Consider the following 20818-nt stretch of genomic DNA (forward strand, 5'->3'; position numbering starts at 1 on the left):
TTTCAAGGAAATGTTGGAGCGGGTGAAGGGAATCGAACCCTCGTCGTAAGCTTGGGAAGCCCTTCTGGCGCCATTGCGGCGCTTAGGCTTTCGCTAAGTTTCCAGAATTTTCAAATCACTAGAGGTTCGTCGGCATTCGTGGGCATTCGCAGATTTTCAGGGTCAGTGGTCCAAATTGGTCCAAGGCTCACGATTCGCTCGTTCCGTGCGCGTCATCTTTGTCAAGAGAAAAATAGAATTATCTTCTTGACGCTTCCGGCGAGTTCACCTACGTTCGAGAAGGTTCAACAAACAGGGACAGCCTAGGGCCGCGAAGAGTCGTCCGCACCTCGTTATACGCCGTCCAGACCAGTTAAACGACATCGCCGAAACCCTGTTATACGCTGTCCAGACCCTGTTAACCGCCTCCTTCCGAACAGTTTAACGTTGCGACTGTAGAGCGTGCCTGCCGCTGGCAGGTGCATCATGGCGACAACGCCGCTTACCGTACGGATTCCCGACGCCGCAGTGCTGACCGGGATCCCTGAGCACGTCCTCCAAAAATCGTTCATGCGGCCGGACAAACGGCCTCGCGGGATTCCCGCGCCACCGCCGCACGTCCGCCTCGGCCGCGCCATCCATATCCTGGTCGCGGAACTGCCGGGCTGGGTCGCCAGTCTGGCAGGCGAGGTGCAACCGTCCTCGGCCCCGGCGGTGCTCCGCCGGGGCCGTCCCACCAAGGCAGAGCAGGTTGCTCGCCATCAGCGTGGGGAGGGCTGAACCATGGAGATCCTCCACACCGCCACCGCATGGGATGGCCGCCAGTTCGTCGTCGTCGAGTACGCCGTGCGCCGCGCCTGTCACTGGTACGACGCCCGGCGCCTGGTGCTGGCCGAGACCGATGGGACGCCCTACCACCGCGCCAACGGGAGTAACGTGGTCCGCGTCCTCAAGGACATCACGTACGACGACGTGCGTTCCCGCTCGGTCAGGTGGGAGTACCTCGGCACAGTCGGCCGTCTGACGCGCGAGGCGGACGAGTTCGCCCAGCGGGGCGACGTCCCTCCGGGGACGGCCGAGATCACGCTCGATGACCTCCGAGCTCTCGGCGTGGCGGGAGGTGCAGCATGAGGCGCCTCCTCACCGCATTCGGCATCGTGGCCGCCTCGGCCGCCACGCTGCCGGTTGCCATCCTGGCCGGGCCGGTGCTCGCCGGGGCGGCATACCTATCCCTGCTGTCCGCCCTGCGCGGGGGCCTCGACGTCGGGAGCGGCCTCGCGGCCACGACGACGGCAGAGTACGCCGCGGCCGTTGCATGCGGCTGGGGCGGCATCGTAGGCGTCGGGCTCGGTCCCTATGCCGTCCTCGCGGCCGCCACGTGGGCCTGGCGGCGGTGGGTCAGCCCCCGCCCGTAAATCCCTCTTGCCATGCCCGCCGGAGACACACCGGCGGGCCTTCTTCTCTCCTTCTGAGGTGCAAGATGCTGACGTTCCAAACGTTTGCCGCCGGTCCTGGTGGCGAGATGTCCCGCCTTCTGGGCCTACGCCTCGACGGGATCACCGACTGGAGCGGGTACACCGCCACCACGTCGACCGTAACCCGCGGTCGGGGCTCACCGCTCGCCGCGGCCGCCCGTAAGCTCTATGAAAGCGCCTCGACGGGCGAGCGCGCCGTGGTCCTCGCCTGTCTCTGGGCGGTTGATTACGCTTGGCTCGCTGACGAGCTCATGTCCAAAGACGGCCGGGGCATCTGGCGGGCGCTCAACGGCTCGGACGACGCCCACCGGCAGGCCGTCGCGGCCGCCCTAGTCCGCGCGAACGGATGACGGAAAGGTTCGCCGAGATTATTCTCGGCGAACCGCAAGGAGCCTGTGACAGCATCGTTGCACCTCCGGTTCGTTGCTCCCAAGCATCTCGGAAGATGCCGCAGTCGACACCGCGGGTGAAGCAGGGTACATTATCAACGCTTACGGGGACGTGAAGTGGCGAAGAACAGCAAAATCGAGTGGACAACGCACACTTTCAATCCCTGGTGGGGGTGCCTGAAGGTTTCACCGGCCTGCAAGCATTGCTATGCCGAATCCTGGGCTAAAAGGACAGGACATGACCTTTGGGGGGTGGCCGCGACCCGCAGGTTCTTCGGTGACAAGCACTGGGCTGAACCCTTGAAGTGGAATGCCGAGGCGATCGGCGCTGAGGTGCGCCCACGAGTGTTCTGTGCCTCTATGGCAGATGTGTTCGAGGACCGACGCGACCTCGATGCTGCACGGGCTCGCTTGTGGACGCTTATTGAGAACACGCCGAACCTCGATTGGCTGCTCTTGACCAAGCGACCCGAGATGGTGAACGCCCTAGCGCCATGGAATGACAATTGGCCGAAGAATGTTTGGCTCGGAACCACTGTCGAAAATCAGCGGTACGCGGAGGAGCGCCTACCTGAGCTCGCCGCGATTCCGGCATCGGTGCGGTTCATCTCAGCCGAACCTCTTCTTGGTCCGCTGGACCTCACCGCGTGGACCGCTTCCATCGACTGGGTCATCACAGGGGGTGAGAGCGGGCCGAAAGCCCGTCCGTCGAGCCCTACGTGGTTTCGCGATCTCCTGAACCAGTGCATGGCAGCCGACATCAGCTTCCACTTCAAGCAGTGGGGGGATTGGGCGCCTGGACAGGGCATCAGCTTGGCCAAGGTCCGGTCGGAGCAAGCGGCGGACGGCACCCTGATGCTGCGGCTCGGCAAGAAGACGGCAGGGCGCAGCCTTGACGGTGTGACGTGGGATGGCTTACCGCGAGTGAGGACTGCGTGACGAACAATCTGATGCTATTCGAGCCTTCGGACCTGCCCCAATTTCCGAAGGTCCAGGAGAAGCCCTTCAAATCCCTCAGATACCCCGTGTGGTCGGAGGAGAAGGCGAACCTCATCAGGGAATACATCAGGCTCTTCACGTACGTGACGAAGCATGGGGCATACATTGACGGCTTCGCGGCGCCGCAGCAGAGGAGCATGTCGGAGATCTGCTCCGCCCGCCTCGTGCTAGAGACCGAGCCAAAGCGCGTCACGCGCTTCTGGCTCTGCGACCTTGACCCCAAAGGGGTTGCGCTCCTGCACGACATCGCCGCCGCCAATCAGTCAAAACGCCGCCGCATCCACGTGATAGGTGGCGACTTCAATCTAACCGTCTCCGACATCCTTGCCTCCGGTGAGATTACGGCTAAGAGAGCGACCTTCGCCCTGCTGGACCAGCGTACCTTCGAGTGTGCGTGGGAAACCGTAGTAAAACTGGCCGCGTTCAAGCCGTCCCTCGACCCGACGACAACAAAAATCGAGATTTTTTACTTTCTCGCAACGGGTTGGCTTGATCGCTCAATTGCAGCCGTGCGGAAACCAGAAACGGCGGAAAAACTTGACCGATGGTGGGGCAAGTCCGATTGGCGTGCCTTGCTTGGGATGGAAAGCATCGCTCGCGCCAACCTGCTTGTCAGCCGTTTCAAAGAGGAGTTGGGCTACAAGCACGCCCACCCTTACGCAATCCATAGCCGTCGCCATGGTGGCCGGACCATGTACCACATGATCCACGCCACCGACCATCCCGAGGCGTCTCCCTTGATGCTGCGTGCATACCGGAAGGTTTCCGGTCGGGCGGATGCGGACCTTACACCAACGCAGATTGATATGGGCGCTTGGTGGAGTGAGGTTCTGTGATCCGGCGGTAAACGTCCCCGCCAGTTCGCTATCAAAATCTTAAATATTCCAGCGTTTTCTTTTTGCACGCGCATTTGCGCAATTATCGCGCCCTTAAGGGGCACAAGAACACTGGGGATAGAGATGCCGGTTTATAGTGGTCGTCTTAAAGTGATTGGGGCTGGAACTATAAGAAATGGGACAACCCATACTAGCGTTTTGGAGGTCGGATCGTCGACATTGCGAAACGTGAAATACTCAGATTTTATCAGAACGTACCTTGATACGTCGTTAGGCAAAGAAATTGCTATCATAAAGTGCAGAAATGGAAAGGTGGAAGCAATTAAAATCGGAGAGAAAATCTATAGCGAAGCGTCTCCCTCCATGAAAATTATCATGGGTATTGCAATTTTTCTCTTTGGCCTTCCTCTTCTTCCTCTGTTCTTCCTTGGTATGCCTTCTCTGCGTGGTTTGGATTTGTTGGCAGAGGGAATAACCCTCAGAAAGAATATGCCGAAGCTGGAAGCTATCTCTTTGGGCTAGCAAGCCTTCAGCTATCGCGTCAACCGCGCAGCCTGGGGGCCTTGTGCCCACGATGGCCGGTATGCGGGAGTCGGGGATTGTGGCCCGTCGGTGGCAGGCTCCGATGTGGCCGCCGGGGCGGGTTGGATGGCCAGGGCCTCCTCACGGCGGCGCCATGCCGCCCCGGCCCGCACAGCCCCCTTGATGTCGCCTTCGGCGGCCGCCCTGACAGCGGCGGCGTCGCCCCGGGACGCTGCCGCCTGTGCGTCCCTGACAGCCTCCAGCGTGGCCGTATCGTGGGCGGTGGGCTGCCTCCCAACCAACCGGGCGAGGTGGTCACGCTCGGCCGCGCGCAGCGCGTCCAGGGCGACCCTGCGGCGCTCCTCGGCCCGGCGGGCGAACTCGGCGCCAACTGCCTGCCGGTCGGCCTCGTCCAAGCCGACCACGGCCACCGGTGGCCGCCGGTCGGCCAAGGCCGCCGCGACGGCGACGCGGAACGCCGAGTCCCCAGTGAGCGTGACGCTGGTCCACCCGTGCCGGTCCACGGCCGCCACGAGCTCGGCGACAGCCGCTTCGCGGGGGCGGCCATGAAGCACAAGCCGGTCGCCGCAGTCGATGAGGCGGCCGCCGCCGCGCAGGTGCAGCGTCGCCGTCCCTGCCCCCCGGTCGAGTTCGATGCGCGCAAGGTTGGCGGCGACGGATTCGGGCAGCCAGCCGGAATCGTAGTGCTGCCGCAGCAGCCCGGCGAGGTGGCGCTCGCGCCGTCGCCGACGCTCGGCAGCGTCGCCCGGCGCCATTGAGGGCGGCAGGGTGTCAGCCAACCGGCGGCGGGTGGCTGCGAGACGATCATCGGCCGGGTGGCGGGGCGCCCGGAAAGCGGCCTGCTCGGCGGCCCGGCGCGCTCCGGCCCGGCGGTGGCGGGCGGCACGCCCGTCGGCCTCGCCGAGGCGGCGGCGGGCCTCGGCTAGGCGGTCGTCGCCCGGCCGCCTTCCGCCGCCGGTAAGCTCTACGCGCGGCGGGATGCGACGGCGTCGATTTTGGCGTGCAGGCTCGCCAGCGATTCCAGGACCTCGGCCAGCGCGGCGAGGATCTGCGCGATCCGGTCCTCGTCCTGCTCGCCCTCGGGCGGGGTCAGCAGATCCAGGATTTTGCTCGTGTCGGCGTGGACCGCTTGAGTCTCTGCGTGGGTCGCCGCCAGCATGGCGGCCGGGGTCTGCGGCTGAGTCATGGCGTAGCTTCTCCTTCTGAATATTCTGGATCTCGGCCTCGGCCGCCTCGCGCTCGGCGACGGCCTTCCGCAGCGCGCGGCGGCGGGGGCGTTCGGCGAGGACGTCGCTGAACGCGACGGCCTCGTCAGGCCGGTTGCGCCACGCTTCGACGGCGGCGCGACCGACGTCGGGCTCGGGCGGCACAAGGTCGCCACGGTCGGCGCTGGAACGGTGGTCCACGCGGCTGTCATACCCGTGGTCGGCGAGCCAGGCATTCATGCGGGCCGCCACCGCGCCCCGCATGTCCCGCCCTTTGTTTGCGGTCCAGGGCAGGTTGTCGGTTTTGCGGGCGGCGAATCCGGCCGGGCCGAGAGCTCGGCGGGTGAGAATGACGTGCGCGTGGGGCTGCTCGCCGCCGTCGGCGGCCAAGGGACAGTGTAGATCCACCTGTGCAGCCACACCCTCGTCATCGACCCAAGGCGCGACGACGGCACGGGCGAAATCGAGCCGTTGTTCGGGGGTCACTTCGCGCGGTATCGCGAACTCAACGAGGCGTGCGGGCTGGCCGTCTACTCGCGTCTCGACCGCCTCGGCCTGGGACCAGAGGCGGGCCGGGTCCGCCGCCCATGCCGGTGCACCGACGGGAAGCATGAGGCAGCCGCCGACGTGCTCGGCGGCTTTGCGGCGGAAATCGTAGGCATCGCCATCGGGCGTCTGCACCCTAGCCGCCGCGTTGTAGGCGACCACCTTGAGGAGGCGATCGCCACGCGAGGGCTGGACGGCGCCGAACTGACAGTGAAACAGCGCGGCGGTCATCTGCGCCACGCCTGCCACACGCGGGCGGCTGCTTGGTCGCGGTGCCAACCGCGCCACCCGGCCGCCCAGGCGTGTGCTTCGCGGCTGCCGCGCGGGTGCGGCGGCGCGTCGGGGTGCCCGGCCCGGGCTGCTGCGGCGCCCGCGTCGAGCAGGGCGCCGTACACGTCGAGCGGCAGGTCGGCGACGGTGATGAGCATGGCGGACTAGCTCCGCTGGCAGCGGAGCTTGCGCTCGGGCGGCGGGGGCAGCGGCTCCGTAGCCTCGACGGGGTACAACGCCGTGACGCCGGGCCAGCAGGCCACGTAGGCGACGGCGTGCGTACCCGGCAGCACGCGGCGGCCGAGAGCGCGCCACCGGCTCTGGCTGCGGAGATTCGGTGGCACGTCAGCAGCCCGGCGGTACTGGTGGCCGGAGGGCGCGAGAGTATCGGGCGCGGTGGGCATCACGGGGCTCCTGCGTGCGGGGTGGCGGGGTTCCCCGGGGCGGCAGCCCCGGCGAGCATGTCCACAGTATTGCGTTAGCAATATTGTGGACATATAGGCGAGACTAAGCCTCAGTTGGCTGTTCATCCTGAGATTACGGTAGTCACTAGCTGACGCATTTCGCAAGTGATGCCCTTGCTTTTCCCGAAGCTGACTGCACACATTGGTTTCAGAAAGCCATAGAGGTGTGTAATGTCTGTCAACATTATTTCGGCGACTGACGTGGAGACACGGCTCGCCGCAGCACAAGCCCGCCGTCGTCGCGCCGCCGCAGAGGAGTCCAGGTTGAGGCGTGAGCTCGTCGAGGCCGCGCGGCGGCGGGCTGCGACGACGAAAATTGTCCTGGGAGCGGCGCTCCTGCGCGCGGCTGAGGCGCACCCGTCGGCCGTGCCCGGCCTCGTCAGGCTCCTGGATCCTCACGTCACGCGCCCCGGCGACCGAGAGGCGCTGCGCGACACGCCGCTTGCTCTGCCCGAGGTCGCCGACGCGGCGGCCTCAGCGGCGGTCGAAGGGGGCAAGCCGTGACAGACGACGTTGATTTTGACCTCTCCGCGTTCGACGGCGGCGAGCGGCATCCAGCGCCACCGCTCGCACCGCTTGGTATCGAGGACCCTGAGCCGACTGTTGACGCGGAGCTCGAAGTGGTCGTCTCAATCACGCCGCGCGGTTATCTGGAGTGCGCGGTTGGTGTGAAAGTGACGTGGGAGAGGGCGGCAATGTCCCGTCGCGAGGCGCTGCTCGCCGCGTGTCTGGTGCTGATCGAGGATCTGAAGGGGGGCGCGCGGAATGCTCGCACCGGCTGAAGACGACGGCCTCCCCCCGTTTCCGACCCGGCGTCGCGCATGGGATGCTGAGACCTGGACCGCCGTCGTCGCCGCTTGGCTCGGCGACGGCGCAGTCAGGCGTGCAAACCTCGTCGTCGCCGAGCACTGCGGACATGGCGCCGATGTGGTGGCGTGCTGGGACGACTCAGCACGACAGGCGCGCCTGCTACGCGGCTATCTCGCCGCTAAACTGGGCGCCCCGTTGCCGTCCTGGGGCACGGAAGGGCCGCCCCCGGACGCGCTCGACCCGCTGCTCGTCGCGGCCGCCAACGGCGCGTCAGTGCACGAGGCTCAAGCCGCAGTAGCCGCGTGGGGCCGCCTCGGCGGTGCGACGCTACGCCGGGCCATCACTCGGTGGCGCGAGCGCGGTGCAGCACTCGTGGCGGCGTACCCCGACCTCGGGCTCGACCGGCCCGAGCCCGGGCGGCCGCGGGGGCTGGCGCTCCCCGACGACGCGGCCCCGCCGGTGGACGAGGTCGCGAGGGTAGCGCCTGGGACCGCGCCGGGCAGCGCGGCGCAGGTTGCCGCTCTGGCCGCGGCCGCGCAACGCGGAGACCTCCGCTGGGAGGCGCTGCCGTCCGGCGTCGCGGCCGCCGTCATGGCAGCGCTGCGGAAGCGCGCCGTTGCCCTCGGCCGGGTCGCCGAGGTCCCGGCCGCGGCGACCGAGAAGCCGGACGCTGACGAGGTCGTGGCCGACCTGCTGCGGTCGCCTGAGTGGCAAGCGGCGGCCGCGGCGCTGCGAGCCGCCCTGGACGCGGCGGCCGTCGTCGTGACGCCGGGGCCGAAGTAGAGGAGGAGAAGAGCATGAGCTTGCTGCGCGCCGTTGGCGTCCTGGGCAGCGTGGTCGCCGCAACCGACGCACCCGCTCGTGCCGTGGCGGAGACGGCTGCGGTGCACGGCTTGGTGATTAGACGCCTGTGGGCGGCCGCAAGGCGGCCGTCAGCCTCCCGCATGCGACCCGTGGCCGACCTGACGCCCGACCTGCTGCCGGGGCTGTGGAGGGCATGGGCGGCCTGGGTGCTGGGCGCGACGGTGGCGCTGGTCACGGCGTTGGTCGCGGTCCCAGCCGGGTCCTGGGGCGGCGTAGCGGCCGGGAGCGGGGCGGGGGTGCTATGCGCGGCCCTAGCGGCGCGGGTCGGGGTCGCACATTGGCAGACGCGGCACCGGCGGGCGGGGTGCTGGCGGGAGTGGCTGGCTGGCGATGCGCTTTGCCCTCCGCCACCCGGTGACGGGGGCGGCCGGGGACTGGCGTCGTTGCTGGTCCTAGGAGCGGCCGGGGCGCTGCTCCTGCCGTCGGCAGCCCTGGCGGCCGTGTCAGCCACCGGCGGGACTACGCCTCCCGTCGTGGATCCGGCCTTGCTGGCAATCAAGGCCCTGTTCCCGGTCGGCGGCGAGGGTACGCCGTTGACGCACATGATTGGTCAGTGGTCAGCAATTCTGTGCGGCCTCAGCGCTGGGACTCTAGCCCTGCATGTTCTCCAGGCGGCGGAGCATGCTGCGCGGACGGGACAATCGTCCCTGTCCTCCGCGGACGGAGAGTGGTTTTCAGGTCTGGCCGTTGTCAGGACAGTCGTGGGCGTCAGTTTTTTGTATCCCGTATCGGTGGCCGGGTTGAGCGGCGGCCATTACCTCTACGCCTCCGGCGCCGGATGGAGCTCGGCCACGGCCACCGGCCTTGCAACCGGACTGGTGGCCGATGTGCTGGCTCCGGTCACCGGCGCGGGGACAGGCTCGCTCGGCCTGTCCGTCGAGGCGGGCGGGCTGAGCTTGGCACGGGCGCTTCTGGTCGGCGAGACCTGCGCCGAGTACGTCCTCGCCGAACGCGCTGCGTATGCCGCGCGAGGACTGTCGGCGCGCTGGTTGCCCTCGGCCACGCTGCCGCCGACGGCGGGTGCCGAGAATTCCGGGAGTGTCACGTGGGATTGGGGCAGCCGGTGCGGAACAGTGTCGGTTCCAGCGGCCCCCTCCGGCGCCCCGGCCGAAGTTTCGTACCATGCTGCCCGGCGGGCGGCCGTCGCCGACGTGCTGGCGGCCGTCCGGGCAGATGCCGCGAACCTGGCGCGCGGGGCAATGCCGGGCTCGGGCGTGACGTGGCCGCAAGAGCCTCTGCTGCCTCGCCTGTGGGCGGCGGCCGAGGCTCACGACAGGGCCGTCATGACGGCCGCCTCCGCATACCTCGCAGCCCGCCAGCAGGCGGAGCGGCAGGCAATCGTAGCCGGGGTGGCCGCGCAAGGCTGGACGTCGGCGGGGGCGGTCTGGCGGGCTTTGGGGCAGGTACACGCCGAAGCCGCCGCGCTGGCGCGGGAGCCCGTGCAGGTGCGCGCGCCGGACACTGCGCTGCTGCGGGTCGCCCTGGGACGGACGTGGCCCGACTTGGTCGCGCACCTGGACCGACAGTGGCTCGACGAGACCCGCATCCCGGCCCTGTCCGGCGACGCCCTGGCGGCTCCTGGGGATGAGTCCGCCGGGCTGATGGCGCGGCTGCTGAACCCGGTGACCAGGCCGGTGACGGAGTACCTGCTCGCCTCGTCGCGAGGGGAGCGTGCTGACCTGGATCCGCTCGCAGAGTCCGTGGCGCTGGGGCACACGATCACCGGCGCTGTGGAGGCAGGCTGGGCGGTCGATCTTGTCGTGGCGGCCGCCGCAAAAAACGCTGCGTCTGACGCCCTAGGCATTGACGGCTCCTACGAATCCGCCACCGGCCGGGCCAACCCGCTGCTGTGGTGGCTGTGGGTCGTAGGGCTAATTCACGCCTACGTTCTGCCAATAATTCCCTACGTTAGCGTAGTATTCGCTGGCATCTCATGGCTCATCTCGCTCGGTGAGATGACGATGGCGCTACCCTTGCTGGCGTTCCTCGCCATACGGCTGGACGGCCGCGAACTGGTTAGCGCGGTACTGCGGCCGGGCTTGATCCTGACAGCAAACACGGTGGTTCTGCCGATTTACACCGTACTGGCCCTCGGCGCGACGCATTACCTGTTGCCGTTCGGCATGAAGATGGTGAACGGGACATTCTCTGCCGCTTTCATCGGGTCTCAAGGTGGTTCCACCTTGAGCCTCACAGGTATACTTGCTGGCCTCATTTTGTCTCTGTGGCTACAATGGCAGGTTATTACCCGCCTGTTTGCTGTCATCCACGAGATGCCCAACCGCCTGTTGCGTTACTGGGGCAGCCAGGACGAACGCTCGGACGGGAAGAACGCCGCCGCGCTGGTTGCGACATCGGGCGGCGCTGCCAGGCCCCCCGGAGGCACGGGAAGCCGTCCGGGCGGGGGCGGCCGCGGCCGCCCTCCTCATCCAGGGGGCGGTGACGGCGAGGGAGGCGGGACCGTGTCGCCCGCCGACGGTGACAGCGGGGGCGGCGTGTCCAAGGTGGGCGGAGCCGCCGATGCTGAGTCCTCCTGGATGCGCGGCACGAGCGGGCTCGGCGGGCTGTCTGCCTCTCAACAGGCCGAGGCAGAAGCGGCATATGGCCGGTGGGAAGAGGCTCACCCTGACCGGGCCGCGCGCCATGACCTGGAGGCCTACGTCGGCTATGTGCAGGCAGCCCGCCGGGGCCGGGGCGGCCGGAAGGGCTGAGTCCCGCGCAGGCGCGACCGGGTCAGGCCCCGGCGCGCAGCCGCGCAGCGGCGAGCACGGCCCTACTACACCCTGCATATGACCAAAGTTTTCTGCAAGGATTTCCTCCTCCAGTTGCAAGGATTTTGGATCGAAAGGGACCGGGAAATCCTTTCCGGAGTGGCTGAAATCCTTGACGAATGAAGCGTCAATATATTGAAATCCTTGCGTTAATAGCCAGTCCCAACTTCGGAAACTGCTCGACAGCTACCCCGAATGCGTCTACCCATCTGGGTTAGATAAACACAACCGATAGAGGTGGTCGTGATGCATGGTGATTCTGATGTAGCCGCCGTTTCCGCCCCTACGCGCGTCCTCCTGGTCACCGACATGGACGGCACAGGCGTGGACGTGACCGGCACCGATGCAGGCACGGACGCGCTGCACCGGCTGACGTTGCTGCTGGCGGCCGGTCTCAACGTGGACGAGGCGCTCGACGACGTGCTCCTCGACGGCGCCAACGCCTGGGACGACGCGCGCGTTGTCGGCGACGCGCTGTTCGTCACTGAGATGGAGCCCATGACGTGGGAGGGGTGGCCGGACACAGAGTTCGTCTCTGAGAAGGAGGTCTAAGCCATGCCCAAGGGCTACAGCCTCCGCACGTGGTGTGACCTGTTCCGCGCCGACGGACTGCCCTCGCTGGATGCCTGCACCGCCGTCTACGCGGCAGTCTGGTCGCTGGACGAGTACGAGGACGAGGATTGGTTCGTTGTCACCCCTGACGGCGAGGTTCTAACCGAACTGAACACCCCCTACGAACATGACGACGGGGAGTGCTACTGCCAAGCGCAGGACGTCCAGTGGATTTCCGAGGCCGAGCGGGTCAACATCTCGGCGCAGCTGGGCAACATCGCGCCGCCCCTCCCGCCCCATGTCGAGGATCCCGAACGGGACCTCAGGTAGCCAAGGACATTGAGCCGACCCCGACCAAGCCCGCCGGAGGAGCCTTCGGCGGGCTTTCATCGCGGGTGGCTTGCCACCCCCCGCCCCTCGGGGCGGGGCCGCCAGAGGCGGCGCGAAAGGGGGTGGGGGCCGATGCTGGCGCTCGCCGTCCCCGCTTTCCAGCCCCCGGCCACGCCGGGGGCCGGAGCGCAGCGGAGCAGCTTCCCCGGCCAAAGCGCCCCCATGGCGCAACTTGGCCGGGGAAGCTGTGGTAAGCGGGGGCGGGGCCAGGTAGCCAAGGCGCTCCATTGCGCTGCAACTGGGCATTTCCGTCTACAAATACATCCCAGCGGCTTTCCGCACCAAATAGACGGCCCCCGCCTCAGGATTCTGCGCCAGGGCTTCCGCAGCGCGGCTGAGGATGTCGGGGCGCGACCTCTCGGACACGGTGCGGCCAAGGCGTGCCTCCAGGTCGGTGAGGGCCTGAGTCACCGCGCGCAGGGCTTCGGCTTGCTCTCTCACCTTCCGAGCGGCCTCCACTTTCTCTTGCCGGACTCGGGCGACAATCTCATCGGCATTACCCGTGCCGCCCGCATGACGGGCGAGCAAAACGGCTTGGCGTAGGCTGAGAGGCTCCCCGACGGCGGCAGCGGCAGCGTGCACGGCGCGCGCGAGGGTCCGCTCCCGCTGCACTTCCTTCACCGCCTCAACCACGGCCGCATCCGGCTGCGCCCCGCGAAGGAACTCGCGCCCAGCGAGCTTGAGCACGCGCGGCCGCAACGGCGCGGGCACTTCCGACCAGACCGCTGGAGAGACCCTTGCCGGGCAGGCGTACCGGCATGATGCAGCCGCAGGGGGAGCGATGCGTGCGTCGGGTACTTGCACACGGGCTCGCGACGTATCGAGGGCCTGGCGCCGCTCAAGCGCGGCCGCCGCCGCGCTTACCGCCGCATGGTAGGTGTCCTGGTCGCCCGACGGGAGGCGCTCGACCGCGTCCAGGTCGTACCAAGTACCCGGGCTCTCGTGCTGTGCCCAATCGGAGAGCGTGAGCCCCAGCCGCTCGGCAAGGGCGACCAGTCGGCGCGCCTCGGCCGTGCGGGTGAGTTCCGCCGGTAGACGGGAACGGGTCGTCGGTGTGAGACGCGGATTGAGATTCGGGCCGACCCTAGAAAATCCCTTTTTTCTTTTCTTAGGTATCGGGTCGGCCCGAGTCTCATTTTCAGTCTCACGTGTCTCACGGAGCCGACGATAGTACGTAGCCCGGCTGACCCCGGCAGTCAGCCAAGGTTCTGGGCCCGGATCGGAAGTCCCGAGGGTCTTGCGCACCTCCTCCACGGCTGCTTGCACGGGTGCGGCGCGCAGCCGACGGTAATAGGTGGCCCGGCTGAGACCGGCGGCAACCCATGGTTCTGAGCGTGCGGCGGCCCGAGCGCCCTGCGCCTCGTCAGCAGGCCGCGCGCCCTCGGCGCGGCGCCGCTGACGGGACCGACGGCCCTCGCCGACGAGTGCGCGCAGGTCTAGCGCTTCCTCCTCGGCGGCGGTGATACCCCAGATCCTGACAAGCTCACGGCGGCCGGGCTCCACCGTGTCGGCTCCGCGCGCCGCCAGTGCGTCGGACTCCGGCGGCGGACGCCCACCGGCTTCTTCAATCCACCGGCGCAGCGTCGTGGCAAGGTCGTCAGACCGGTTGGGGATGGCGGCCAGAACGGCGGCAAGCGATATCATCTGAGGGACGGTCGCGCGGCCCTGGCGGGCGCGCAGCAGCAGCGCCAGTTCGGCCAGGTAGTTGGGCCGGGCAGCCTCGCGGCGTTCGTCGATGTCGGCCTGTGCGGCCGCCGATATGGGACGGCTACCGGTCTTGCGGATGGTCGGACTCTGGGTCATGCTGATGTCCTACACATAGAGACCCCGGCGAGCCGTTGGCGCGGCGTTGACCCGGGGTCTTCATATTCTGGCCCTGGCGCGCTGGCGGGTGTCAAACGTCCCATTTGTCCCAATATTCATCAGCGCCGGTGCTGCGAACCGCCCGGCAGCCTAGCTCCGAGTTTATCGCCTCGGAGATGTGTGTATCTTGTCAACATTTCAGCCCTGAGGTGGCCCGAGATCGCCATGATCTCGTTGTCTCGGAGGTCGGTGTTCTCGAACAACCTGCTGATGGCCTCGTGTCTCAGGTCGTGCCACCGAAGGTCCGGGAACTTGTCGTCGGTCACGGCGTCCCGGAAGGCGTGCGCAATCCCGCGGCCGGTCTCGACCGGCAGAACGGGGCGCTTACCGATGACTGCGACGGTTCCCTCGGGGCGCAGGCTCGCGAACGCCTCGGTGGCCCGCACGGACAGCGGAACCCGCCGGGCACGGTCATTTTTCGTCTTGGGCAGGTCTGCATAGGGATGCGGCACGTCCAGCCGAACCCGGTCCCACGTCAACCCGGCAAGCTCGGCCTGCCTCATACAGCTTTCGAGGGCGATTACGATAGCCGCCCGCAACCACGGCCGCGAGGATTCGGCAGCGGCAGCGAGGAGGCGCGCCTCCTCGTCGCGACCATGCTCGTCGGGGTGAGGGTCCAATCGCCTGTCCCGGCCTTTAGGCAGGCCGGGGCGCACGTACTTGGTCACGGGGCACGTGAGTGTCTGGTCGTGAGCGAGTGCCCAGCGCTGGTAGACCTGAGCTAGAACGTTCAGGCGATGGACCACGGTCTGTGGTCCAACCTCCGCGGCCGGTCCGACAGCCTCAAGATCCTCGGCGTTGTCCTCATCGAGGACGATGCGGCGCCAGCGTAGCAAATCGGCCGGACGTAGACTGACAAGGGACCAGTCAGCGAATTCGCTGTTCTGCCAGTACGCGAGCTTGCTGAGCTTGTTCTTGGCGTCGGCCTGCCGTCGGTCGAGGTGCTCGACCATCCAGCCGCACGCCTGCGCGAGTGTCGTTCCGCGTGCCTGCCGCCGGTCCTGATACTCGTCGCCGACGAGCTTGCCCTCAAGCTCCAACGCCCAGCGCTGTGCGGCTTCGTAGCTCTCGAAGGTCTTGGTCTCAGACTTCCCGTTGCGGCGGACACGTGCTCGCCACTGGTAGTCACCGCGCTTGTCGATCGTCGCCATGTCCCCTGCACCCCGGACCAAATGGACCACGCCAGCGGACCACGGATGGTCCAAACTGGTCCAAAAAGTCTACGATATTTCGGGGAGGGAGCCCAGGAACTCGCGCAAGGCGTTGATTTTCCTAGGGAATTTTGGAGCGGGTGAAGGGAATCGAACCCTCGTCGTAAGCTTGGGAAGCTTCTGCTCTACCATTGAGCTACACCCGCGCGCCGCATGTTTATAGGCGACGCTTCCGCCGCTTTCAAGCGGTTCGAGCATGCCACAGGCGGGATTCGGCAAGTTCCCGCGGGGGCGCGGCGAAAACCGACACCAGCGGCGAGATCAGTCGCGGAAACAAGGCGCCTCCGCCGGCCGCCGGCCGCAGGTCCTCGTTTGCGGGCACGCCATAGCCCTCGTCCGCCGCCGGGGCGGTCACCATGCCGGCGGCGCCGGCCAGGGCGCCGGGAACCAGTTCCAACCCCAGGAAGCGGTCGAGATCCACCGGACCCGGCAGCGCCATATCCAGCGTCAGGTCCCGCGTGAAGCCGAACCGCGCGTAATAGGGCGCGTCGCCCACCAGGATCACCGCCCGGTGGCCCAGCGCCGCCGCCTTGTTCAGGCTCATCCGGATCAGCTTGCTGCCGAGCCCGCCGCCCTGCAGCCTATCCGACACGGCGATCGGGCCAAGCAGGAGCGCCGGCACCGTGCCGCCGATGGTCACCGGCCAGTAGCGGATCGTGCCCTCCAGGATCTCGTTGCCCAGTTCGTCATGCTCGATGGCGACGAAGCCGAGTTCCGGGATCGGGGCGACGCCCTCCCGCAGCTTGTAGGCGGTCTTCTTGAAACGATCCGGGCCGAAGGACCGGTCGAGCAGGGTTTCGATCGCCGCGTCGTGCCGCGGCTCTTCCAGGGAAATCATCATGTCAGGGGCTTCCCGGCAGAAGGACTGTGGTCGGAGGCGGATCGCGCCGCCGCGCCGGGGGAGCGCCGGATCAGTGCCGGCGGATACCCGAAGCGTCCGCACGCGACCCAAGGACGGCCGCACCCGCGCGCTGCGCGGGGTGGCGTCGTCGTCGGATGCTGATGCTGTGCGGACGAGACATGGGCAAGGCTCTTCGGCCGTTGCAGGGACCTCGCATATATCATCGGCGGACAGGGGGTTCAAGCGATCGTGAATGGGCCGGAACCGGCCCGCTGCGCATGGCTTACCGGTGTGTCCTGCATGCATCGCCGTCGCACCCGTCTCGCCGCTTCGGGGCATCCGGAGGGGGTGTCCCCCGCTCCACCACTGGACAGGCGCTTTCCCCCGCCCCTATTCTCTGGGCCGGGAGTGCCGCCATGTACACGAAAGTCACCCGCGCGATCCGCGTCACCGTCCAACCGGTCTTTCTCGACGAGCAGTCCATGCCCGCCGAAAGCCGCTATGTCTGGGCCTATCACGTCCGGATCGAGAACGAAGGCCCGGAAACCGTCCGGCTGCGCACACGCTATTGGCACATCACCGACGCGCTGGGGCGCGTGCAGGAGGTTCGCGGGCCGGGCGTGGTGGGCGAACAGCCGGTGCTGGAGCCCGGCGGCAGCTTCGAATACACCAGCGGCACGCCGCTTCCCACGCCCTCCGGCATCATGGTCGGCTCCTACCGCTTCGAAACGGGCGGCGGCGAGGCCTTCGACGTTGCGGTCCCCGCCTTCTCGCTGGACAGCCCGCACCAGCCCCGCCAGCTGAACTGACGCCGGTCGCTTGACGGTCGTCGTTGAAAAAAGCCGCCGGCCGCGCGCAACCGATCGCCGCAGCGCGGACTGAAAGTCCGAGTCCAGCGCCTTGACTGTGGGGCCTTCGAACCCACTTGCGCCATACTCAGCCCTGCTGCCGGCCGGCTTTCTCGAAGATCCCGGTGATCCGGGCGAGCAGCGGGTCGTATTCATACCTGACTGGCCGGCTTCGGCATTGTCTGCCGCGGCGGCAGCCCGCATGTGGTTAGAACTTGTTTGACCCAGGCCCTGTTTGACTCAGACCCTGTTTGACCAGGTATCGAAAGGCTTCGCTCCGTGACGGCTTCCAAGACCCCGCACGCCGACAACGTCCTCTGCGGCCCCGGCCACCCCGCCGGCACCAACCACAGCGAGACCGCGCGCCCCACCCGCGCCGAGGCTGAGGAGGCCGTCCGCACGCTGATCCGCTGGGCCGGCGACGATCCGGCGCGCGAGGGCCTGGTCGGCACGCCGGACCGGGTGGTCCGCTCCTACGAGGAGTTCTTCGCCGGCTACGCCATCGACCCGGAGGAGATCCTTGCGCGCACCTTCGAGGAGACCGACGGCTACGACGAGATGGTCGTCCTGCGCGACATCCGGCTGGAATCCTATTGCGAGCACCACATGGTGCCGATCATCGGCAAGGCGCACGTCGCCTATCTGCCCCGTCAACGGGTCGTCGGCATCTCCAAGCTGGCGCGGCTCGTCGAGGCCTACGCCAAGCGCCTGCAAATCCAGGAGAAGATGACGGCGCAGATCGCCAACACCATCGATCAGGTGCTCCAGCCCGAAGGCGTCGCCGTGGTGATCGAGGCGCAACACCAGTGCATGACCACCCGCGGCGTGCACAAGACCGGTGTGACCATGGTCACCAGCCGGATGCTGGGCGCCTTCCGCAGCGACCCGTCCACCCGGCGCGAGTTCCTGTCGATGATCGGCAACCCAGGCTCCCGCGCGGAGTGAGCCAAGGCCGCCTTAATCCGCGCGGATGCCGTGCTGGCGCAGCAGGCTGTAGAGCGTCGGGCGGCTGACCCCGAGCAGGCGCGCCGTCGCCGACAGGTTGCCGCCGGAGCGGGCCAGCGAGTCGAGCAGGGCGCGCCGCTCCGTCTCGTCGCGCAGGACGCGCAGGGTCGGCGGGGCGTCCCCGATGGCCAGCCGGCGCCCTTCCAGCTCCAGGTCGGCGCGCCGGAAGGCGCGCTGCACCACCCCGGCCAACTCCTGCGCATCAATCGGCTTGCCGCACACCTCGTGGGCGCCGCGGGCCACCGCGCGCACAGCCAGCACCCGCTGGTCGTGCGGGGCGAGCGCGATGACCTTGATCGACGGCGCCTCGCCCAGGATCAGCGACAGGGCGTCCAGGCCGTCGCTGCCTCCGTTCGGCGATTCGGTCAGTTGCGCCAGATCGACCGACAGGGCCACCACCGGCGGCCGGTGCGCCCGCACCGCCTCCAGCGCGTCCGCCACGCCGCCCGCGGCGACGATCCGGCACACCGGCAGGGCGTCCTGGACCCGGCCTTCCAGGGTGGGATCGTCATCGACGACAAGCAGCGTGCGTGGGACCATGATTCTCCAACTCTCCGACCGGGAAGCGGGCCGGCGGTCAGAATCGCGGCAGGCGGCCCGTCTGTCCAAGGCGCGTTGGCATGAACACGGACGCAATTTGGGCAAAATTGCGTCGTCGAAAGGGGTGCACCGCGGCGGTGCACCCTTCCTCCGTCCCCCCTCTCCCGCTTGTCGGAGCGGTCTGCTAAGCTCCCGGCGTGGAAGGGCGGATCCGCGCCTGGGGAGCAAGGTCGAGATGGCGGCGAAGGTCACACCGGCGGTGAACGCGGCGAAGGCGGCGGGGATGGCCCATCGCCTGATGGAGTATGAGTACGACCCCTCGGCGGACGCCATCGGCCTGCACGCCGCGGCGGCCATGGGGCTGGACCCGGCGGTGGTCTACAAGACGCTGATCGTCCAGTTGGAGCCGAAGGCGCTGGCCTGCGTCGTCATCCCCGTCGCGGCCAAGCTGGACCTGAAGGCGCTGGCCGCCGCCGCCGGGGCCAAGAAGGCCGATCTCGCCGACCCCACCCTGGCCGAGCGGACCACCGGCTACATGGTCGGCGGCATCAGCCCGCTCGGCCAGCGCAAGGCCCTGCCCACCTTCATCGACGTCAGCGCCGAGGCCTTGCCGGAAATGGTCGTCAACGGTGGGCGCCGCGGCCTGCAGATCGCCCTGGCCCCGGCGGATCTGGCCCGCGCCACCAAGGCCGTGGTGCGGCGGATCGTGGTGCAGTAGGCGAAACGGGCGAAGCCGTCAGCGTGGTCCGCCAATTCCACGCTGCACCCTGGTCACCCCGCCGCCTGTCGGTCCGGCCGCCGCGCTCCGGCCCACAGGGTGCCCAACCCGGCCGCGGCGATCAGCCCCCCGCCGAGCAGCACCGCGGGCGACGGGCTTTCGCCCCACCACAGGAAGCCGATGGCCGCCGAGGCCGCGATCCCCAGATAGTCGATGGGCGCCAGCACCGCCGCGGGCGCCCGGCGGAAGGCGGCGGCGTTCAGCAGGATGGCCGCCCCCGCGGCAAAGCCCAGCAGCAGGAAGACCGGCAGGTCGGCCGTCTCGGGCATCCGGAAACCGGTCAGCAGAGCCGCCGGAGCGGTCAGCAGGCACCCCGCCAGCACGAAGACCAGCCCGGTCGCCGCCGGCCCGTCGGCCTGGGCCGTCCGCCGGGTCGCCAGAATGCAGACCGCGTTCAGGAAGGCCATGGCGAGCATGGCGAGGCTCCACGGCTCCAGCCGGGTCGGCGGGGCGATCAGGATGACCCCGGCCATCCCCAGCGCGACGCAGAGGGCGGAGGCCGCCCCCGCCCGCTCCCCGATGGCCGGGCCGGACAGCAGCACCACGAACAGCGGTGCGGCATAGGAGAGAGCGACCAGATCGGCGAAGGGCAGATGCTGGGTCGCCGCGTAGAAGATCAACGCCGCCCCGACGCCGCTCAGCGCCCGCACGGCGTGGCTGCCGGGCCGGGTGACGGACAGGGCGCGCCGCCCGGCCATCGCGACGGCCGCCGGGGCGACCACCGGCAGCGACAGCAGGAAGCGCAGGAACAGCACCTCCGCCGCGCCGTAGCGGGCGCCCAACTCGCGGGCCAGCGCCCCGGCGGTCAGCACCAGGGCGAGCGACGCCGCCATCAGCAGCGCCGCCCCCGCGATACCGGACCGCCACTCCGCGCCCGCGGAAACAGGCAGGCGCTCCGCGCCCGTCCGGGTGGTCAGGACGGTCCGCTCAGCGGGCGGAACGCTCAAGCGTCGCACACTCCCTCAGGAACTCCTCGCGCAGGTCGCGCGACTCCAGCATCTCGCCGTGGAAGGAGCTGTTGACCATGCGGCTGTCGTGGCCGGCGCGCACGCCGCGGTGGGTCTTGCACATGTGCACGGCGCTGATCCGCACGGCCAGCCCGCGGGGCCGGGTGGCCTCGACGATGAAGTTGCCGATCTGCTTGACCAGTTCCTCCTGGATCTGGAAGCGGGCGGCGAAATGGTCGACGATCCGGTCGTACTTGGACAGGCCCAGGATGTTGCCGCCCTCGGCCGGCAGGATGCCGATGAAGGCGGTGCCGTAGATCGGCATCAGATGGTGCGCGCAGGTGGAGCGCACGGCGATCGGGCCGGTGACGATCAGATGGTCGAATTCCTCGGCGTTCCTGAACTCGGTCAGCGCCGGCGGCGCCGTGAAGCGGCCCTTGAGAAGCTCGCGCACCAGCATCTTGGCGACGCGGCGCGGCGTGTCGCGGGTGTTGTGGTCGTTGCGGTGGTCGATCCGCAACACGTCGAGCAGTTCCTCGACCTTCCGCGCCGCGGCGTCGATCATGGCCGCCTCGCCCGCGGCGTCCAGCGGCGTGTCGAGCGCCTCGTTCGACCGGCGCGCCTCCATCGCCTCCTGCACGAGGGCGAGAACATTTGCCTGCACCGTCATAAAACCCGATCCCTTCTTTGCT

At 68.1% G+C, this 20818-nt stretch carries 25 protein-coding genes, 1 tRNA gene and 1 pseudogene; 15 read left to right on the forward strand and 12 right to left on the reverse strand.

All coding sequences use genetic code 11. The features are described from left to right. Positions 1 to 762 precede the first annotated feature (762 nt). The 6 genes from DS837_RS09190 to DS837_RS09215 all read left to right on the forward strand — a co-directional run bounded on the left by DS837_RS09190 (position 763) and on the right by DS837_RS09215 (position 4200). Positions 763 to 1110, forward strand: coding sequence for a hypothetical protein (locus DS837_RS09190; protein ID WP_149164463.1), 348 nt, complete (start codon positions 763 to 765; stop codon positions 1108 to 1110). Then, a complete protein-coding gene (locus DS837_RS09195; protein ID WP_149164464.1) occupies positions 1107 to 1394 on the forward strand; it encodes a hypothetical protein in 288 nt (95 codons plus the stop codon). The genes DS837_RS09190 and DS837_RS09195 overlap by 4 nt, the downstream gene beginning before the upstream one ends. 65 nt (positions 1395 to 1459) lie before the next feature. Beyond that, complete coding sequence (locus DS837_RS09200) at positions 1460 to 1804, forward strand: hypothetical protein (RefSeq protein ID WP_149164465.1); 345 nt, start codon at positions 1460 to 1462, stop codon at positions 1802 to 1804. Positions 1805 to 1960: 156 nt separating this feature from the next. Beyond that, positions 1961 to 2782, forward strand: coding sequence for a DUF5131 family protein (locus DS837_RS09205; RefSeq protein ID WP_149164466.1), 822 nt, complete (start codon positions 1961 to 1963; stop codon positions 2780 to 2782). Next, positions 2779 to 3678, forward strand: coding sequence for a three-Cys-motif partner protein TcmP (gene tcmP, locus DS837_RS09210; RefSeq protein WP_149164467.1), 900 nt, complete (start codon positions 2779 to 2781; stop codon positions 3676 to 3678). Before DS837_RS09205 ends, tcmP begins: the two co-directional genes overlap by 4 nt. A 123-nt stretch (positions 3679 to 3801) precedes the next feature. Continuing rightward, a complete protein-coding gene (locus DS837_RS09215) occupies positions 3802 to 4200 on the forward strand; it encodes a hypothetical protein (RefSeq protein ID WP_149164468.1) in 399 nt (132 codons plus the stop codon). A gap of 11 nt (positions 4201 to 4211) precedes the next feature. Here the strand turns inward: DS837_RS09215 and DS837_RS33290 are convergent, their stop codons facing one another. The 5 genes and pseudogenes from DS837_RS33290 to DS837_RS09230 form a co-directional block, all read right to left on the reverse strand. Beyond that, entirely contained in the window at positions 4212 to 4976 is a 765-nt protein-coding gene (locus DS837_RS33290) for an LPD7 domain-containing protein (protein ID WP_425599239.1), read from the reverse strand. A gap of 209 nt (positions 4977 to 5185) precedes the next feature. Then, entirely contained in the window at positions 5186 to 5407 is a 222-nt protein-coding gene (locus tag DS837_RS32615) for a hypothetical protein (protein ID WP_247889835.1), read from the reverse strand. A gap of 160 nt (positions 5408 to 5567) precedes the next feature. Continuing rightward, positions 5568 to 6203: pseudogene (locus DS837_RS33295) on the reverse strand (MobA/MobL family protein); the annotation flags it as partial. After that, a complete protein-coding gene (locus tag DS837_RS09225; RefSeq protein WP_149164470.1) occupies positions 6200 to 6400 on the reverse strand; it encodes a hypothetical protein in 201 nt (66 codons plus the stop codon). The pseudogene DS837_RS33295 and the gene DS837_RS09225, both read right to left, overlap by 4 nt. A gap of 6 nt (positions 6401 to 6406) precedes the next feature. Beyond that, the gene (locus tag DS837_RS09230; protein ID WP_149164471.1) at positions 6407 to 6586 is read right to left on the reverse strand and encodes a hypothetical protein; all 180 of its coding nucleotides are present in this window, start codon (positions 6584 to 6586) and stop codon (positions 6407 to 6409) included. 291 nt (positions 6587 to 6877) lie between these two features. On the opposite strand from DS837_RS09230, the gene DS837_RS09235 reads away from it, so the two are divergent. The 6 genes from DS837_RS09235 to DS837_RS09260 all read left to right on the forward strand — a co-directional run bounded on the left by DS837_RS09235 (position 6878) and on the right by DS837_RS09260 (position 12033). Next, positions 6878 to 7210: a hypothetical protein gene (locus DS837_RS09235; RefSeq protein WP_149164472.1), complete on the forward strand. Its 333-nt coding sequence runs from the start codon at positions 6878 to 6880 to the stop codon at positions 7208 to 7210. Further along, positions 7207 to 7488 (forward strand): hypothetical protein, encoded by a 282-nt coding sequence (locus DS837_RS09240; RefSeq protein WP_149164473.1) that lies wholly within the window; start codon positions 7207 to 7209, stop codon positions 7486 to 7488. The genes DS837_RS09235 and DS837_RS09240 overlap by 4 nt, the downstream gene beginning before the upstream one ends. Further along, complete coding sequence (locus DS837_RS09245; protein ID WP_149164474.1) at positions 7472 to 8299, forward strand: hypothetical protein; 828 nt, start codon at positions 7472 to 7474, stop codon at positions 8297 to 8299. Before DS837_RS09240 ends, DS837_RS09245 begins: the two co-directional genes overlap by 17 nt. A 566-nt stretch (positions 8300 to 8865) precedes the next feature. After that, positions 8866 to 11091 (forward strand): DotA/TraY family protein, encoded by a 2226-nt coding sequence (locus DS837_RS09250; RefSeq protein ID WP_149164475.1) that lies wholly within the window; start codon positions 8866 to 8868, stop codon positions 11089 to 11091. A gap of 369 nt (positions 11092 to 11460) precedes the next feature. Continuing rightward, positions 11461 to 11703, forward strand: coding sequence for a hypothetical protein (locus tag DS837_RS09255; RefSeq protein ID WP_170295790.1), 243 nt, complete (start codon positions 11461 to 11463; stop codon positions 11701 to 11703). 3 nt (positions 11704 to 11706) lie between these two features. Further along, the gene (locus DS837_RS09260; protein WP_149164477.1) at positions 11707 to 12033 is read left to right on the forward strand and encodes a hypothetical protein; all 327 of its coding nucleotides are present in this window, start codon (positions 11707 to 11709) and stop codon (positions 12031 to 12033) included. A 312-nt stretch (positions 12034 to 12345) separates the two neighbouring features. On the opposite strand, the gene DS837_RS09265 is transcribed toward DS837_RS09260, so the two are convergent. From DS837_RS09265 to DS837_RS09280, 4 genes are all read right to left on the reverse strand, one after another. Continuing rightward, on the reverse strand, positions 12346 to 13896 hold the full coding sequence (locus DS837_RS09265) for a hypothetical protein (protein ID WP_149164478.1): 1551 nt from the start codon (positions 13894 to 13896) through the stop codon (positions 12346 to 12348). 119 nt (positions 13897 to 14015) lie between these two features. Then, on the reverse strand, positions 14016 to 15107 hold the full coding sequence (locus DS837_RS09270; RefSeq protein WP_149164479.1) for a site-specific integrase: 1092 nt from the start codon (positions 15105 to 15107) through the stop codon (positions 14016 to 14018). A 132-nt stretch (positions 15108 to 15239) separates the two neighbouring features. After that, positions 15240 to 15313: transfer RNA gene (locus DS837_RS09275), tRNA-Gly, on the reverse strand. A 35-nt stretch (positions 15314 to 15348) separates the two neighbouring features. Continuing rightward, the gene (locus DS837_RS09280; RefSeq protein WP_149164480.1) at positions 15349 to 16008 is read right to left on the reverse strand and encodes a GNAT family N-acetyltransferase; all 660 of its coding nucleotides are present in this window, start codon (positions 16006 to 16008) and stop codon (positions 15349 to 15351) included. 416 nt (positions 16009 to 16424) lie between these two features. Between DS837_RS09280 and apaG the strand changes: the two genes are divergently transcribed. Next, positions 16425 to 16817 (forward strand): Co2+/Mg2+ efflux protein ApaG, encoded by a 393-nt coding sequence (gene apaG / locus DS837_RS09285; protein WP_149164481.1) that lies wholly within the window; start codon positions 16425 to 16427, stop codon positions 16815 to 16817. A gap of 318 nt (positions 16818 to 17135) precedes the next feature. Then, on the forward strand, positions 17136 to 17801 hold the full coding sequence (gene folE, locus DS837_RS09290) for a GTP cyclohydrolase I FolE (protein ID WP_170295791.1): 666 nt from the start codon (positions 17136 to 17138) through the stop codon (positions 17799 to 17801). 12 nt (positions 17802 to 17813) lie between these two features. Here the strand turns inward: folE (DS837_RS09290) and DS837_RS32620 are convergent, their stop codons facing one another. Then, a complete protein-coding gene (locus DS837_RS32620) occupies positions 17814 to 18401 on the reverse strand; it encodes a response regulator (RefSeq protein ID WP_170295792.1) in 588 nt (195 codons plus the stop codon). A 235-nt stretch (positions 18402 to 18636) separates the two neighbouring features. Between DS837_RS32620 and ybaK the strand changes: the two genes are divergently transcribed. Next, on the forward strand, positions 18637 to 19119 hold the full coding sequence (gene ybaK / locus DS837_RS09300) for a Cys-tRNA(Pro) deacylase (RefSeq protein WP_149164484.1): 483 nt from the start codon (positions 18637 to 18639) through the stop codon (positions 19117 to 19119). A 53-nt stretch (positions 19120 to 19172) separates the two neighbouring features. Here ybaK and DS837_RS09305 read toward each other — a convergent pair whose 3' ends face one another. Together DS837_RS09305 and folE (DS837_RS09310) are read right to left on the reverse strand one after the other, a co-directional pair. Further along, positions 19173 to 20126 carry a DMT family transporter gene (locus DS837_RS09305; protein WP_149164485.1) on the reverse strand — a complete coding sequence of 318 codons (954 nt, stop codon included), beginning with the start codon at positions 20124 to 20126 and terminating at the stop codon, positions 19173 to 19175. Beyond that, a complete protein-coding gene (gene folE / locus DS837_RS09310; RefSeq protein WP_149164486.1) occupies positions 20107 to 20796 on the reverse strand; it encodes a GTP cyclohydrolase I in 690 nt (229 codons plus the stop codon). Before folE (DS837_RS09310) ends, DS837_RS09305 begins: the two co-directional genes overlap by 20 nt. Positions 20797 to 20818: the final 22 nt, after the last annotated feature.

The sequence above is a fragment of the Azospirillum brasilense genome (assembly GCF_008365405.1).
GTDB classification, from domain to species: Bacteria; Pseudomonadota; Alphaproteobacteria; order Azospirillales; family Azospirillaceae; genus Azospirillum; species Azospirillum brasilense_D.